The 13,966-nt window shown below is 68.2% G+C and carries 15 protein-coding genes; 9 read left to right on the plus strand and 6 right to left on the minus strand.

Annotated features, from left to right (window positions below; all coding sequences use genetic code 11):
• Positions 1 to 204 precede the first annotated feature (204 nt).
• Complete coding sequence (egtD, locus tag F1599_RS25390; RefSeq protein WP_149316974.1) at positions 205 to 1,146, minus strand: L-histidine N(alpha)-methyltransferase; 942 nt, start codon at positions 1,144 to 1,146, stop codon at positions 205 to 207.
• A 34-nt stretch (positions 1,147 to 1,180) separates the two neighbouring features.
• Here egtD and F1599_RS25395 point away from each other — a divergent pair, with 34 nt between their 5' ends.
• The 4 genes from F1599_RS25395 to F1599_RS25410 all read left to right on the plus strand — a co-directional run bounded on the left by F1599_RS25395 (position 1,181) and on the right by F1599_RS25410 (position 4,120).
• Complete coding sequence (locus F1599_RS25395) at positions 1,181 to 1,393, plus strand: hypothetical protein (RefSeq protein ID WP_150084895.1); 213 nt, start codon at positions 1,181 to 1,183, stop codon at positions 1,391 to 1,393.
• 576 nt (positions 1,394 to 1,969) lie between these two features.
• The gene (locus F1599_RS25400) at positions 1,970 to 2,668 is read left to right on the plus strand and encodes a TerC family protein (protein ID WP_149316973.1); all 699 of its coding nucleotides are present in this window, start codon (positions 1,970 to 1,972) and stop codon (positions 2,666 to 2,668) included.
• Between the two features lie 169 nt (positions 2,669 to 2,837).
• On the plus strand, positions 2,838 to 3,632 hold the full coding sequence (locus tag F1599_RS25405) for a thymidylate synthase (protein WP_150084896.1): 795 nt from the start codon (positions 2,838 to 2,840) through the stop codon (positions 3,630 to 3,632).
• Positions 3,629 to 4,120, plus strand: a complete 492-nt coding sequence (locus tag F1599_RS25410) for a dihydrofolate reductase (protein ID WP_149316971.1) — start codon at positions 3,629 to 3,631, stop codon at positions 4,118 to 4,120. Before F1599_RS25405 ends, F1599_RS25410 begins: the two co-directional genes overlap by 4 nt.
• A 119-nt stretch (positions 4,121 to 4,239) precedes the next feature.
• Here the strand turns inward: F1599_RS25410 and pmbA are convergent, their stop codons facing one another.
• On the minus strand, positions 4,240 to 5,610 hold the full coding sequence (gene pmbA / locus F1599_RS25415; RefSeq protein ID WP_149316970.1) for a metalloprotease PmbA: 1,371 nt from the start codon (positions 5,608 to 5,610) through the stop codon (positions 4,240 to 4,242).
• 111 nt (positions 5,611 to 5,721) lie between these two features.
• Between pmbA and yjgA the strand changes: the two genes are divergently transcribed.
• Together yjgA and mog are read left to right on the plus strand one after the other, a co-directional pair.
• Positions 5,722 to 6,336 (plus strand): ribosome biogenesis factor YjgA, encoded by a 615-nt coding sequence (gene yjgA, locus F1599_RS25420; protein ID WP_395897226.1) that lies wholly within the window; start codon positions 5,722 to 5,724, stop codon positions 6,334 to 6,336.
• On the plus strand, positions 6,333 to 7,025 hold the full coding sequence (gene mog / locus F1599_RS25425) for a molybdopterin adenylyltransferase (RefSeq protein ID WP_223819876.1): 693 nt from the start codon (positions 6,333 to 6,335) through the stop codon (positions 7,023 to 7,025). The genes yjgA and mog overlap by 4 nt, the downstream gene beginning before the upstream one ends.
• Before the next feature lie 134 nt (positions 7,026 to 7,159).
• Here the strand turns inward: mog and F1599_RS25430 are convergent, their stop codons facing one another.
• A complete protein-coding gene (locus F1599_RS25430) occupies positions 7,160 to 8,041 on the minus strand; it encodes an AEC family transporter (protein WP_150084897.1) in 882 nt (293 codons plus the stop codon).
• A 166-nt stretch (positions 8,042 to 8,207) separates the two neighbouring features.
• Positions 8,208 to 8,897: an oligoribonuclease gene (gene orn / locus F1599_RS25435; RefSeq protein ID WP_150084898.1), complete on the minus strand. Its 690-nt coding sequence runs from the start codon at positions 8,895 to 8,897 to the stop codon at positions 8,208 to 8,210.
• A 220-nt stretch (positions 8,898 to 9,117) separates the two neighbouring features.
• On the opposite strand from orn, the gene F1599_RS25440 reads away from it, so the two are divergent.
• The 3 genes from F1599_RS25440 to F1599_RS25450 all read left to right on the plus strand — a co-directional run bounded on the left by F1599_RS25440 (position 9,118) and on the right by F1599_RS25450 (position 11,741).
• Positions 9,118 to 10,365 (plus strand): M48 family metallopeptidase, encoded by a 1,248-nt coding sequence (locus tag F1599_RS25440; protein ID WP_150084899.1) that lies wholly within the window; start codon positions 9,118 to 9,120, stop codon positions 10,363 to 10,365.
• Entirely contained in the window at positions 10,362 to 11,360 is a 999-nt protein-coding gene (rsgA, locus tag F1599_RS25445; RefSeq protein ID WP_150084900.1) for a ribosome small subunit-dependent GTPase A, read from the plus strand. The genes F1599_RS25440 and rsgA overlap by 4 nt, the downstream gene beginning before the upstream one ends.
• 75 nt (positions 11,361 to 11,435) lie before the next feature.
• Positions 11,436 to 11,741 carry a putative signal transducing protein gene (locus F1599_RS25450; protein WP_150084901.1) on the plus strand — a complete coding sequence of 102 codons (306 nt, stop codon included), beginning with the start codon at positions 11,436 to 11,438 and terminating at the stop codon, positions 11,739 to 11,741.
• Positions 11,742 to 11,889: 148 nt separating this feature from the next.
• Here F1599_RS25450 and F1599_RS25455 read toward each other — a convergent pair whose 3' ends face one another.
• Together F1599_RS25455 and F1599_RS25460 are read right to left on the minus strand one after the other, a co-directional pair.
• The gene (locus F1599_RS25455; RefSeq protein ID WP_149316963.1) at positions 11,890 to 12,882 is read right to left on the minus strand and encodes a CobD/CbiB family protein; all 993 of its coding nucleotides are present in this window, start codon (positions 12,880 to 12,882) and stop codon (positions 11,890 to 11,892) included.
• Between the two features lie 239 nt (positions 12,883 to 13,121).
• A complete protein-coding gene (locus F1599_RS25460; protein ID WP_150084902.1) occupies positions 13,122 to 13,820 on the minus strand; it encodes a pirin family protein in 699 nt (232 codons plus the stop codon).
• Between the last annotated feature and the right edge of the window lie 146 nt (positions 13,821 to 13,966).

A 13,966-nucleotide genomic window follows, 5' to 3' on the forward strand; every position in this document is an offset into this window, starting at 1 on the left:
TCAAACGCCGCTGGAAAAACCGCTCGCAGCGCGGGCGGCATGTCAGCGGACATTATGACACCGCGGCTTTTCCCTTCCCCGGGCACGCCTTTGGCGCCGGCCATTCGCCTCACCCTCAGGCCCGTCAAGCGCGTCGAGACCCTCAGGACCGTTGAGACCTCAAGCGCAGTGGGGCCATCGGGCCCGCTGAGACCATCAAGCCCGTCAAGCCGGCACCCGCGCGTGGAACACCGCGAACCATTGCCGCGCGTCGGTCCAGCAGACCGGATCGGCAAAGCCCGCTTCCTCGAGCAGCGCGGCGAAGCCCTCGACGCGGTACTTGTGCGAGTCCTCGGTATGGATGCGCTCGCCGGCATGGAAAGCGCGGCCGCCGCCGGTCCAGTGGACCTCGACGTCGCGCACCGCTTGCAGATGCATCTGGATACGCGAGCCCTGGCGGTCGAAGCTGGCGACATGGCGCCAGTCGGCCAGCGCGAAGTTGGCGTCGATCGCGCGATTGACGTTGCGCAGCACGTTGCGGTTGAACGCCGCGGTCACGCCGAGCGCATCGTCGTAGGCCGATACCAGCTGCGCCTCGTCCTTGAGCAGGTCGACGCCGATCAGCACGCCGTCGCCCTGGCGCGCCGCGGCGCGCAGCCGCTGCAGCAGCGCCAGCGCGGCGTCGGGCGCAAAGTTGCCGATGCTCGAGCCCGGATAGAAGAACAGCCGCCGGCCCTGCCGGATCGGCGCCGGCAGCGCGAGCGGCGCGCACAGGTCCGCGCCCAGTCCCATCATCGGAATCTGCGGATGCTGCTGTTGCAGGCCGGCCAGCGTGTCGCGCAGGAACTCGACCGAGATATCGAGCGCGACGTACTGGGCGGGGCGCAGCACGCCGAACAGCCGCGCAGCCTTCTGGCAGTTGCCGGCGCCCAGGTCGATCAGCACGCCGCCGCTGCCGCAGCGCGCGCCGATCGCGGTGGCATGCGCGGCGAAGATCTCGGCCTCGGTGCGGGTCGGGTAGTACTCGGGCAAGGCGGTGATGGCCTCGAACAGCCGCGAGCCCAGCACGTCGTAGAAGTGCTTGGGCTGGACGCTGGCATGCGGCGCCAGCAGGCCGTCGATCAGGTCGGCGCGCTCGGCCTCGTCGTCGTGGCGGTACTGCTGCACGAAGGCGAGCGGATCGCCGAAACGCGAGCGGGCTTTGGCGAGGGACGAAGCCGCGGCGGCGGCCCCGTTGGTGGTTGGAGAAGACGACGACGAAGAAGGGGCTGAAGAAGAGGACGAAGAAGGGGACGAAGAAGACGAGGACGATGAAGAAGCGGCGCGCGGTCCGGATCCATTGTCCTGGCGAAGGCGGCGCGATGGCATACCGATGGAATCAGCCGGCATGGAGTTCTTCCTTCTGGTCGGTTGATGTGGCTGGATGTGGCTGGATGTCACTGGGCACTGCACAACCCCGAACCCCCGGCACACCGCCGCGGCAAGCGGCCGGTGCGGGCAGAAGGACGCGCCGCCATCGCTGTCCGGCGGCGCATCGGCCACTGCCGATCCGGTAAGGATAGGCGCTATCGGGCCCCTCTGCCTGCCCGGCTGCCTCCGACACGCCGCGTGGCGGCCCTCGCCGCACCGCCGCCGTGGCCCCGCGCGATCGCCCCGGGGCCACGCGCCATGGCCCGCCGCGAGGGTAAACGCCATTTGCCGCAAAGGCGACAATCGCCATGGACCTCGTTTATAATCCGTGCCCAAGCAAGGCCGACCACGGCCAAGCCCCTTCAAAGGGGAGTAGCTCCAGGGCAGCCCGCCCTTAGCACAATCGTCATTACGAGCGCCGCGTCCCCATTGCGGCCTCCGGTTGTGCTGACCGTACCGGCGAATCGCCGGTCGGTCGAGCAAGACCTTTGCAACCTGGATTCATGGTTTGCAGAGGCTCCCGTCCGCGGCTGCATGACTCCAGGCGAACCTGTATTTCACGTTTCCAATAGGAGAGTTCATGGAGTGGCTTACCGATCTGTTCACGATGCAGTTTCTGACGGCACTGCTGTCGATCGTCGTCATCGACCTGGTGCTCGCTGGCGACAATGCCATCGTGATCGCGCTGGCGGCGCGTAATCTGCCGCCGCATCTGCAAAAGAAGGCCATCGTCTGGGGCACCATCGGCGCCGTGGTCGTGCGTTCGGCCATGACCATCGGCGTGGTCTGGCTGCTGAAGATCCCTGGCCTGATGCTGGTCGGTGGCCTCGCGCTGGTGTGGATCGCCTACAAGCTGCTGTCGGACGAAAACGGCGAGGACGAGCACGGCGCCCCGGCGACCACGCTGGCCGGCGCGATGAAGACCATCATCATCGCCGACGCCGTGATGGGCGTCGACAACGTGCTGGCCGTGGCCGGCGCCGCGCACGGCAGCTTCCTGCTGGTGGTGCTGGGCCTGCTGATCAGCATCCCGATCGTGGTCTGGGGCTCGCGCCTGGTGCTCAAGCTGATGTCGCGCTACCCGGTCATCATCTACCTGGGCGCCGGCGTGCTGGCCTTCACCGCGGCCAAGATGATCCTGGGCGAACCGCTGGTCAAGCCGTTCTTCGCCGCCAACCCGGCGCTGGCATGGCTGCTGTATGCCGTGATCATCGGCGGCGTGCTTGGCGCCGGCTATCTGGTGCAGAAGCGCCGCGCACCGGCGGTCGAAAGCCAGTAAGCAGCACGCTCGCTTCCCGCCCGCGCGGGAATGACGAGATCGGATCAAGGGGCGGCTCCACAGGGGCCGCCCCTTTTTTCATGCCGGCGCCCGTTCGAGGCGCATGGGCTAGAATGACGGCCTGGCCCGCAAGCCGCCGCGCTGCGGCCCTTTTTCCTTTCCGACGCCGATGAAACAGTATCTCGACTTCATGCGCCATGTGTACGAGCATGGCACCGTCAAGGCGGACCGCACCGGCACCGGCACGCGCTCGGTGTTCGGCTATCAGATGCGCTTCGACCTGCGCGAAGGCTTCCCGGTGGTCACCACCAAGAAGCTGCATCTGAAGTCGATCATCTATGAGCTGCTGTGGTTTCTGCAGGGCTCGACCAATGTGCGCTGGCTGCAGGAAAACGGCGTCACGATCTGGGACGAATGGGCCGACGAGAACGGCGAGCTCGGCCCGATCTACGGCTACCAATGGCGTTCGTGGCCCGCGCCCAACGGCGAGCACATCGACCAGATCGCCCAGCTGATCGAACAGATCCGCGGCAATCCGGATTCGCGCCGGCTGATCGTGTCGGCCTGGAACGTCGGCGACATCCCCCGCATGAAGCTGCCGCCCTGCCACGCGTTCTTCCAGTTCTACGTGGCCGACGGCCGGCTGTCGTGCCAGCTGTACCAGCGCAGCGCCGACATCTTCCTCGGCGTGCCGTTCAACATCGCCAGCTATGCGCTGCTGACGCACATGATCGCGCAGCAGACCGGCCTCGATGTCGGCGATTTCGTCTGGACCGGCGGCGACTGCCACATCTACAGCAACCACGAGGAGCAGGTGCGCACGCAGCTCGCGCGCGAGCCGATGGCGCTGCCGAAGCTGCAGATCCTGCGCAAGCCCGATTCGATCTTCGACTACCGCTACGAGGACTTCGCGCTGGTCGGCTACGAATCGCATCCGGCCATCAAGGCCCCGGTCGCGGTATGACGCTGCTGACGTTGATCGTCGCGCGCGCGCGCAACGGCGTGATCGGCCGCGACAACACGCTGCCGTGGCGGCTGCCCGAGGACCTCGCGCACTTCAAGCGCACCACGATGGGCGCGCCGGTGATCATGGGCCGCAAGACCTGGGAATCGATCGGCCGGCCGCTGCCGGGCCGCCGCAATATCGTGGTGAGCCGCAATGCGGGACTGCGGCTGGAAGGCGCGGAAACCGCGTCCTCGCTCGAGGATGCGCTGCGCCTGTGCGTCGGCGTCGAGCAGGTCTTCCTGATCGGCGGCGCGCAGCTCTATGCCGAGGCGCTGCCCAGCGCCGACCGGCTGATCGTCACCGAGATCGACGCCGATATCGAGGGCGATGCCCACTTCCCCGAGATCGATCCGCGGCGGTGGATCGCCACCGAGCGCGAGCGGCATCATTCGGAGTCGAACGGCTTCGACTATGCGTTCGTGACGTACGAACGGGCGCCGGAGTAAGCAGCAGCCAGAATCGGCCAGCGCTGAAGCGAGCGCACTGGCGATAACGGTACTCCCTCTCCCGCATGCGGGAGAGGGGAGAACACCGCCGGCTTCGCTTGAGCGAGCGAGCTTTCCGCTCAATTCCCCGCGATCGTCATCTGCTCGATCAGGATCGAGCCGGTCTCCTTGGTGCCGCGCACCAGCGTGTCGGCGCCGATCGCGACGATCTGGCGGAACATCTCCGCCATGTTGCCGGCGATCGTGATTTCCTCGACCGGATACTGAATCACGCCGTTCTCGACCCAGTAGCCCGACGCGCCGCGCGAATAGTCGCCCGTCACGTAGTTGACGCCCTGCCCCATCAGCTCCGTCACCAGCAGGCCGGTGCCCAGCTTGCGCAGCATCGCCGGGAAATCGTCGCCCGGCTGCGTCAGCTTGCTGGTCAGCGCCAGGTTGTGCGAACCGCCGGCATTGCCGGTGGTCTGCATGCCGAGCTTGCGCGCCGAATAGGTCGACAGGAAATAGCCTTCCACCACGCCGTCGCGCACCACGTCGCGGGCACGGGTCTTGACACCCTCCTCGTCGAACGGCGCGCTGCCCATCGCGCCCGGCACGTGGGGACGCTCATGGATGTCGATATGCGGGGCGAATACCGGCTTGCCCAGCGTGTCGTACAGGAAGGTCGACTTGCGATAGAGCGCGCCGCCCGATACCGCCTGCACGAAGGCGCCCAGCAGCCCCGCCGCCAGCGGCGCTTCGAACAGTACGGGGCAGCGGCGCGTCGACAGCTTGCGCGCATGCAGCCGCGCCAGCGCGCGTTCGGCGGCGTAGCGGCCGATCGCCTCGGGCTCGGCCAGCGCTTCGGGCGCGCGCTTGGACGAATACCAGTCGTCGCGCTGCATGCCGCTGCCGCTGCCGGCGATCGGCGCGCACGAGACGAAATGGCGCGAATACGGATAGCCGCCGACGAAGCCGCGCGTGGTGGCCAGCACGAACTGCGAATGCTGCGCCGACACGCTGGCACCATCGCTGTTGCGGATGCGCGGCGACACCGCGAAGGCCGCGGCCTCGGCGCGGCGCGCGATCTCGATGGCCTGCTCGGCATCGATGGCCCAGGGGTGGAACAGGTCCAGGTCGAGCGGATCGCGTTCGAGCAGTTCCTCTTCGGCCAGCCCCGCGCAGTCGTCCTCGGCGGTGAAGCGCGCGATGTTGTAGGCCGCCTCGGCGGTGGCGCGCAGCGCGGCCGGGGAGAAGTCCGAGGTGCTGGCATTGCCGCGCCGCTTGCCGATCATCACGGTCACGCCGACCACCTTGTCGCGGTTCTGCTCAATCGTCTCGACCTCGCCCTTGCGCACCGAGACCGACAGGCCGCTGCCCTCGGAAATCTCGGTGGCGGCATCGGTGGCGCCCAGTTCGCGGGCGACGCGCAGCACATCGGCTGCCATTTCGCTCAGTTGCGCCTGAGTGTAGGTGAAGTGGACGTTCTGGTCGGTCATGAGATCGGACATGCGTAAGTCTGGCGTAGGTCGGGCGTGGGAGGGGCGATTCCGGCGTCGGGCCGGAAGCCGGGGAGGCAAACGAAACCCAAACGGGAATCATAGCAAGATAAAATGCCGCCCATGACGCGACATCCCCGCCACTCCCCCGGCGCCGGCTTTCCCGGCGCCTTCGCCCCCGAGCCCGACGACGACTCGCCCAAGAGCAAATCGCAGCGCAAGCGCGACATGCATGCGCTGCAGGACCTGGGCAGCGAGCTCGAGGCGCTGCCCAAGGACCGGCTGGCGCGCGTGCCGATGCCCGAGGTGCTCGAGGACGCCATCCGCGAGGCCCGCCGCATCACCAGCCACGAAGGCAAGCGCCGCCAGATGCAGTATGTCGGCAAGGTGATGCGCGGCCTGAACGACGACGAGATCGACGCGATCCGGCGCGCGCTGGACGGCTTCAAGGGCACCAGCAAGGCCGAGACCGCACGGCTGCATCTGATCGAGCGCTGGCGCGAGCTGCTGCTCAAGGACGACGAGGCGCTGACGCGCTTCCTCGCCGAGCATCCGGCCGTCGACGTGCAGGCGCTGCGCAGCCTGATCCGCAACGCGCGCAAGGAGCAGCAGCTGTCCAAGCCGCCGCGGCACTTCCGCGAGCTGTTCCAGGCCATCAAGAGCGCGCTGGAGGCACGCGAGCAGCCCGGCGCGGCAGCGGCCGAGCCCTCACCCGGACAGGACCAGGAGCCAGCATGAGCGACCCCACCCAAACCCTCAGCCAAGCGAGCGGCCAATCGAGCAGTCAGGCGAACAGCCAGCCGATCAGCCAACCGATCGCCCGCCGCCATCCCGACGAGCTGCTGGTCGGCTTCGTGTCGATCTCGGACCGCGCCTCCGCGGGCACCTATCAGGACGAAGGCATCCCCGCGCTGCGCGACTGGTTCGGCCGCACGCTGACCTCGCCGTGGCAGGGCGTCGAGCGGCTGATTCCCGACGAGCAGGCGCAGATCTCGCGCACGCTGATCGAGCTGGTCGACGTGGCCGGCTGCGACCTGGTGCTGACCACCGGCGGCACCGGCCCGGCGCGCCGCGACGTGACGCCCGAAGCCACGCTGGCGGTCGCCACCAAGGAGATGCCGGGCTTCGGCGAACAGATGCGCCAGGTCAGCCTGCATTTCGTGCCGACCGCGATCCTGTCGCGCCAGGTGGCCGTGATCCGCGAGACGCCGAGCCATGCGGCGCTGATCATCAATCTGCCGGGCCAGCCGCGCGCGATTCGCGAGACCCTCGAAGGGCTGCGCGGCGACGACGGCAAGCCGCTGGTGCAAGGCATCTTCGCCGCGGTGCCGTACTGCATCGACCTGATCGGCGGGCCCTACATCGAGACCGACGAGGCCGTGCTCAAGGCCTGGCGGCCCAAGCACGCGATCCGTCCGTCCAGGTAAGCGAGCGCCGGGCCCCTCTCCCCGCGCCTCTGTCGCGCGTGGGAGGGAGAACACCAAGGGCGCTTGCTACCCGCTCCTTCCTTCCCCGCTTGCGACAGCGGGGTTGGCGGAGGGGGCCTGCAGGCCAACGCCCTCTACCGCAGTCCCAGATACAACCCCACCGGCACGAACACCACCGCCGCGATATTGCCCAGCAGCACGATCGAGGCCACCTGGTCCGGCTCCTGCCGGAAATGATCGGCCACCAGGAAGTTCAGCACCGCCGGCGGCAGCGCGGCAAAGACGAACAGCAGCCCGCGCTGCAGCTCGGTCAGGGGCACCACCGCCGCCAGCGCCAGCGCGCAGGCGATGCCGGTCAGCGGGCAGATCACCGCGCCGGCGAGCCCCATGCCCCAGTTGCGCAGATTGACGTCCTTCATCCGCACGCCGAGCGCGAACAGCATCAGCGGCACGGTGGCGTCGCCCAGCAGCTTGATCGACTGGTAGACCGGATCGGGCAGCGCAAACCACGGCCGCATCAACGACAAGGCCACGCCGGCGATCGTCGCCAGCACCATCGGGTTGCGCGAGATCTGCGCCAGCGAGGCATGGCGGTTGACGATCTTCAGCCCCAGCGTGAAGTGCATCAGGTTGGACGCCGCGAACAGCGCCACCGCGGGAGCCAGTCCGGCCGGCCCGAAGGCGAACACCGACAGCGGCAGCCCCATGTTCCCCGAGTTGTTGAACATCATCGGCGGCACGAAGGTGCGCGGGTCCGCGCCCATCAGCCGCGCCGCGCCCAGCGCGAGCAGGCCCGAGCCGAGCACCACGCCGACCGCGCAGGCCAGCAGCGCCAGCTGGTCGGCCAGCACGAACTCCTTGCTGACGAAGGCCGACACCACCAGCAGCGGCGCGATCACGTCCAGCGTGGCGCGATTGATGCCCGCCATGTCGGGGTGGGCCTTGCGCCCGTACAGCCAGCCGACCAGGATGATCAGGATGACGGGCGTGATGATCGAGACGATGCGCTCAAGCATGGCGGGATGGGTGTGGGTGGAACGAGTGCCGGTGGACGAGTGAGGGCAATGGCGAGCGGGACGAAACCGGCGGCGGCATCATCCGCCGTCCCCGCGCAGGCGGGGACCAGCGGCTCGCGGCAGGTCGCTGGGCCCCGCATCCAAGCGGACGACGAACCGGGAAGGATCAGGCGCCGCCGGTAGAGGCGGCCGTGCCGCCCGCGTCCGCCGCGCCCTGCTCCGCCTGCTGGCTGCTGCGAATGAAATGCGTGCGGTAGTAGCGCAGCTCCTCGATCGACTCGAGGATGTCGGCCAGCGCGGTATGCAGCTGCCGCTTGATGAAGCCCTTGTGGATCGCCGGCTCCCAGCGCTTGCACAGCTCCTTCAGCGTCGACACGTCGAGGTTGCGATAGTGGAAGAAGGCCTCGAGCTTGGGCATGTAGCGCGCCATGAAGCGGCGGTCCTGGCAGATCGAGTTGCCGCACATCGGCGACTTGCCGGCCGGCACCCAGCGCTTGAGGAAGGCGAGCAGCTCGGCCTCGGCCTGGGCCTCGGTCAGCGTCGAGGCCTTGACCTTGTCGATCAGGCCCGAGCGGCCATGGGTGCCCTTGTTCCAGTTGTCCATCGCGTCGAGCACGGCGTCGTCCTGATGGATCACCAGCACCGGGCCCTCGGCGAGGATATGCAGCTCGGAGTCGGTGACCACCACCGCGACCTCGATGATGCGGTCGTTCTCGGGCGACAGCCCGGTCATCTCCATATCGAGCCAGACCAGATTGTTTTCGCTCTTGACCGACTTGACGGCGGGCGTGGCGGAAGCCGGGGCCGGGACGGAGGCGGGAGCGGGTACGGAGGCGGCGGTGCTGGAGCTTGTCATCGGACTGCGTGAGGATCGGGAAGCGGGAGGGATCGAAAGAACCGGACTCATCGGATGATCGGAATCATCGGAATCTTCGGAACATCCGGTACGGACGATCGCGACCGGACGGCGGCACGAATGGGCTGCACGAATGGACAGCACGGACGGCGGCCCGGCGCGAAGTCATATAATTCTCGCATATCGATGGCACTAGACCGCCCCACAAGGCAAGGATCCGATGTTCACGCTGCTTTTTCTCGTCGCCCTGGTGGTGATGGTGCTCACCAAACTCTGGCTGGCCGCGCGCCAGGTTCGCCATGTCGGCCTGCATCGCGACACCGTGCCGCCCCGCTTCGCCGACACCATCTCGCTGGCCGCGCACCGCAAGGCCGCCGACTACACGATCGCCCGCACGCGGCTGTCGATGCTCGAAGTGCTGGCCGGCGCCGCCGTGCTGATCGGCTTCACGCTGCTCGGCGGCCTGCACTGGCTGAACCAGTTCTGGTACGGCACCTTCGGTCCCGGCTATGCCTATGGCGTCGCGCTGATCGCCAGCGTCGCGCTGATCGGCGGGCTGGCCGAGCTGCCCTTCACGCTGTACGCGCAGTTCGGCATCGAGCAGCGCTTCGGCTTCAACCGGATGACGTGGCGGCTGTGGCTGCTCGACACCATCAAGATGCTGGTGGTGGCCGCGGTGCTGGGCCTGCCGCTGCTGCTCGCGGTGCTGTGGCTGATGGACCGGACCGGACCGTGGTGGTGGCTGTGGACCTGGGTGGTGTGGATGGCCTTCAACCTGGTGCTGCTGGTGATCTTCCCGACCTGGATCGCGCCGCTGTTCAACAAGTTCGAGCCGCTGACCGACGAGACGCTGAAGCAGCGCATCGAGGCGCTGATGCGCCGCTGCGGCTTCGCCAGCAAGGGCCTGTTCGTGATGGACGGCTCGCGCCGCAGCGCGCACGGCAACGCCTATTTCACCGGCTTCGGCGCGGCCAAGCGCATCGTCTTCTTCGACACGCTGCTGTCGCGGCTGAACGCCGACGAGATCGAGGCCGTGCTCGCGCACGAGCTCGGCCACTTCAAGCGGCGCCATATCGTCAAGCGCATCGTCGTGACGTTCGCGCTGAGCCTGGCCTTCCTCGCGCTGCTGGGCTGGCTGTCGACGCAGGCGTGGTTCTACACGGGCCTGGGCGTGCTGCCGAACCTGATGTCGGACAGCCATGCGCTGGCGCTGGTGCTGTTCTTCCTGACGCTGCCGGTATTCACCTTCCTGCTCGGACCGCTGTCGAGCCTGACCTCGCGCCGGCACGAGTTCGAGGCCGATGCGTTCGCCGCCGAGCACGCCGACGCCGGCCATCTGGTATCGGCGCTGGTCAAGCTGTACAAGGACAATGCCTCGACGTTGACGCCCGATCCGCTCTACAGCGCGTTCTACTACTCGCACCCGCCCGCGGCGCAGCGCATCGACCGGCTGCTGGCGCACGCATGAACCGCCCCGCCCGACAACGAGGCGGCGCCGCCGCCGGCCGCGGCGTGCCTGGCGCATCGCCAGGCGCATCGACGCGCGAGTCGAAACGAGACACCGCGCTGATCGTCGCCGCGCATGGCCGCCACTATGTGATCGAGCTCGACGATGGCGAGCGCACGCGCATGCATGCGTTTCCGCGCGGCAAGAAGAGCGAATGCGCGGTCGGCGATCGCGTGCGCGTCGAGCGTGCCGCGGCGGACCAGTGCGTGATCGTCGAGGTCGAGCCGCGCCGCAATCTGCTGCATCGCTCCGACCAGTTCAAGTCCAAGCTGCTGGCCGCCAATATCGACCAGGTGGCGATCGTGCTGGCGACCGAGCCCAGCTTCTCCGAGGACCTGCTGGGCCGCGCGCTGGTTTCCGCCGAGGCGCTGGAGATCGCGCCGCTGATCCTGCTGAACAAGACGGACCTGACCGAGCGGCTGGAGGAGGCGCGGCGCCGGCTGACGCTGTACCGCCAGCTCGGCTATCGCACCGTGGAGCTGTCGGTGCACGGCAACCCCGAGGACGCGCTGGCGCAACTGCGCCCGCTGACCGCCGGGCGCGCGACCATCCTGATCGGCCAGTCCGGCATGGGCAAGTCGTCGCTGCTGAATCTGCTGATTCCCGGCGTGGAGGCGCAAACCCGCGAGATCTCGGCCAAGCTCGATTCGGGCAAGCACACCACGACGTTCACGCGGCTCTACCACCTGCCCGACGACTGGGGCCAGGGCGGCAGCCTGATCGATTCGCCCGGCTTCCAGGAGTTCGGCCTGCACCATCTGTCCGAAGGGATGCTCGAGCGCGCCTTCCCCGAATTCCGCCCGCGGCTGACCGAATGCCGCTTCTACAACTGCCACCACATCAACGAACCGGGGTGCGGGGTGCTGGCCTCGGTGGACGCCGGCGGCATCGCGCCGCGGCGGCATCAGCTGTATCTGCAGCTGCTGCACGAGTCGCGGCAGCAGAAGCCGTGGTAGGCAAGCCGTAGGGGTCTCTCCCCTCTCCCCAACCCCGTGCTAAGGTGTCCCGCATCCCCACTGCCGGTGACGCCGATGAAACTGCTGCTGTCGACGCCCTCGCTGGTGCATGCGGCCCACTGCCGCAATCTGCTGCTGGCGGCGGGCATTCGCGCGCAACTGCGCAATACCTGGCTGGCCGGGGCGACCGGCGATATTCCGTTTGAGGAGAGCGCGCCGCAGGTGTGGCTGCTCGACGATGCGCGCGAGGAGGAAGCGTGGGCGGTGCTCGATGCCGCCGCCAATCCGGCGCCGGGGCCGCGCTGGCGCTGCACGCGCTGCGGCGAATGGCACGAGGCGCAGTTCGGCGCCTGCTGGCAGTGCGGCAGTCCGCGGCCGTGAATCGGCGGCCGTGAGCCTCAGCCCTGAACCGCAGCACTGAGCCGGGGCACTGAGCCAAAGCGCCGAGCCGGGGCACTGTATCCGCAGCCATGAACCGGGACACTGAACCGCGGCCCGGGCATGGGCCGACTGCTCTGGCTGCCGACCCTCAGCCGACCCAGCTCGCCAGCGACAGCATCGCCAGCAGCAGCATCCACAGCACCACCGCGCGCCAGACCAGGCCGACCGCCGACTGCAGCGCGCGCACGCCGGGATCGGCGCCAAGTTCGGGCGCGGCCGGCTCGGGCACGCCGTCGTCCTCCATGCCGGGCGCATAGTCGAACGCGGCGCCGGTGCCGGGGCTGGCCAGCACCACGCTGGTGTCGTCCTCGGGCAGCGGCGTGCCGAGCCGCACGCCGAGCGCGCCGCCCCCGCTGGCCAGCAGGATGCCGTTGGTCTCGTCGCGCCACTTGCGCGCATGGTTGCGCCAGGCGTAGACGGCGTCCTCGAAGTTGCCGACGATCGCAAAGCCGATCGCCGTCAGCCGCGACGGGATCCAGTCCATCAGATGGAAGGCGCGCGCCGCGAAGCGGCCGAAGGCCGGGCTGCGCTCGGACGACGGCAGGTTCCACTGCCGCGACAGATATTCGGCGACGCGGTACAGCACCACGCCGGCGGGGCCGATCGGCAGCAGGAACCAGAAGAACACCCCGAACACATGCCGGTGCACGGCGACGATGGCCGCCTCGAGCGTGTGGCGCACGATCTCGCTGATCGGCATGTCGACGGTATCGAGCCCGGTCCACTCGTGCAGCAGCGCGCGGGCGGTGGCCGGATCGTCGCGATTGAGCGCGTCGTGGATATCGGTGAAGTAGTGGCTGAACTGGCGGAAGCCCAGCGTCAGGTACAGCAGCAGGACGTTCCAGGCGAGCGTCAGCGCCACGCTGATGGTGGCCAGCAAGTGATGGACTACGAGCGCCGCCAGGGTCAGCGGCAGCGCCACCGTCATCCACGCCAGCGCCGCGTCGCGCGGCCGGCCGGTGTCGAAGGCGCGCTCGGCCCGTTCGGCGAGCGCGCGCACCATTTCGTGAATGGGATTGTTGCGGCCCAGGGCGCGGAACTGCTCGGCGATCAGCGCAAGAAGGACGGAAACGAAGGTCATCTCGGGTCGAAAATAGGCGGCGAGGCGAGCTGCCGGGGCGTCCCGGACCATGTGCCGGTCCGGGCGCTTATCTATAGCGAGAAGATAGCACAGCGCTTCCGCCTGCCCTGCCGGGCGGGACTTGCGTTACATCTGCCTGCCGTCATCCCGCCGCCCTCGCGCATGCGGGCGTGCGGCGGCCTGACGGCACAGGGATGAGTCAGCGGGTCCCCGCTTTCGCGGGGACGACCCCTTGCATGTCACGGCAGGTCGAACACCAGCACCTCGGCGCCATCGCCCTGCGCCAGGCTGAGCGCATCGACGCCTTCGAGCTTCGCGGCATCGCCGGCCTCCAGCGCCTGGCCGTTGACCGTGATGGCGCCGCGGGCGACATGCACATAGGCGCGCCGTCCCGGGGCCAGCGCCAGCGTGGCGGCCTCGTCGCCATCGAACAGGCCGGCGTAGAGACGCACGTCCTGATGGATCCGCACCGAGCCGTCGGCCCCGTCGCGGCTGCCGACCAGGCGCAGCCGGCCGCGCTTGTCGGCAGCGTCGAAATGCTTCTCCTCGTAGCCCGGCTCGATGCCGTTGCGGTCCGGCACGATCCAGATCTGCAGGAAATGCGTGGTGTCGTGCGCCGCGTGGTTGTACTCGGAGTGCCGCACGCCGGTGCCGGCGCTCATCCGCTGCACGTCGCCGGGGCGGATCACGCTGCCGTTGCCGATGCTGTCCTTGTGCGCCAGCTCGCCCGACAGCACATAGCTGATGATCTCCATGTCGCGGTGGCCGTGCGTGCCGAAGCCCATGCCGGGCGCGACGCGGTCTTCGTTGATGACCCGCAGCGGCCCGAACTGCACATGGCGCGGATCGAAGTAATCGGCGAACGAGAAGCTGTGATACGACTGGAGCCAACCATGGTCGGCATAACCACGTTCTGCGGACTTGCGAATTTCAATCATTTTGATGTCCTTCCTGGCTAGTGGTCCTCGGCTTCATCCTCCCGGACTTGCATATGGACCGTCTGTTCTGCAACGATGCTAGGAAGTTTAGGACGCCTGCGCTATATTGGCGGCGGGCCATTTGCAAGCACTCATTCAGAATTTCT

Origin of the sequence: Cupriavidus cauae (assembly GCF_008632125.1) — a bacterium.
Classification (GTDB): Bacteria; Pseudomonadota; Gammaproteobacteria; order Burkholderiales; family Burkholderiaceae; genus Cupriavidus; species Cupriavidus cauae.

Coding starts and splice junctions, on each gene's coding strand:
- F1599_RS25430 (WP_150084897.1), bottom strand. CDS start 8,041: ATGCTTGAGCGCATCGTCTCGATCATCACGCCCGTCATCCTGATCATC.
- F1599_RS25450 (WP_150084901.1), top strand. CDS start 11,436: ATGAAACTGCTGCTGTCGACGCCCTCGCTGGTGCATGCGGCCCACTGC.
- F1599_RS25410 (WP_149316971.1), top strand. CDS start 3,629: ATGACGCTGCTGACGTTGATCGTCGCGCGCGCGCGCAACGGCGTGATC.
- orn (WP_150084898.1), bottom strand. CDS start 8,897: ATGACAAGCTCCAGCACCGCCGCCTCCGTACCCGCTCCCGCCTCCGTC.
- F1599_RS25460 (WP_150084902.1), bottom strand. CDS start 13,820: ATGATTGAAATTCGCAAGTCCGCAGAACGTGGTTATGCCGACCATGGT.
- F1599_RS25440 (WP_150084899.1), top strand. CDS start 9,118: ATGTTCACGCTGCTTTTTCTCGTCGCCCTGGTGGTGATGGTGCTCACC.
- F1599_RS25455 (WP_149316963.1), bottom strand. CDS start 12,882: ATGACCTTCGTTTCCGTCCTTCTTGCGCTGATCGCCGAGCAGTTCCGC.
- F1599_RS25405 (WP_150084896.1), top strand. CDS start 2,838: ATGAAACAGTATCTCGACTTCATGCGCCATGTGTACGAGCATGGCACC.
- F1599_RS25400 (WP_149316973.1), top strand. CDS start 1,970: ATGGAGTGGCTTACCGATCTGTTCACGATGCAGTTTCTGACGGCACTG.
- rsgA (WP_150084900.1), top strand. CDS start 10,362: ATGAACCGCCCCGCCCGACAACGAGGCGGCGCCGCCGCCGGCCGCGGC.
- mog (WP_223819876.1), top strand. CDS start 6,333: ATGAGCGACCCCACCCAAACCCTCAGCCAAGCGAGCGGCCAATCGAGC.
- yjgA (WP_395897226.1), top strand. CDS start 5,722: ATGACGCGACATCCCCGCCACTCCCCCGGCGCCGGCTTTCCCGGCGCC.
- pmbA (WP_149316970.1), bottom strand. CDS start 5,610: ATGTCCGATCTCATGACCGACCAGAACGTCCACTTCACCTACACTCAG.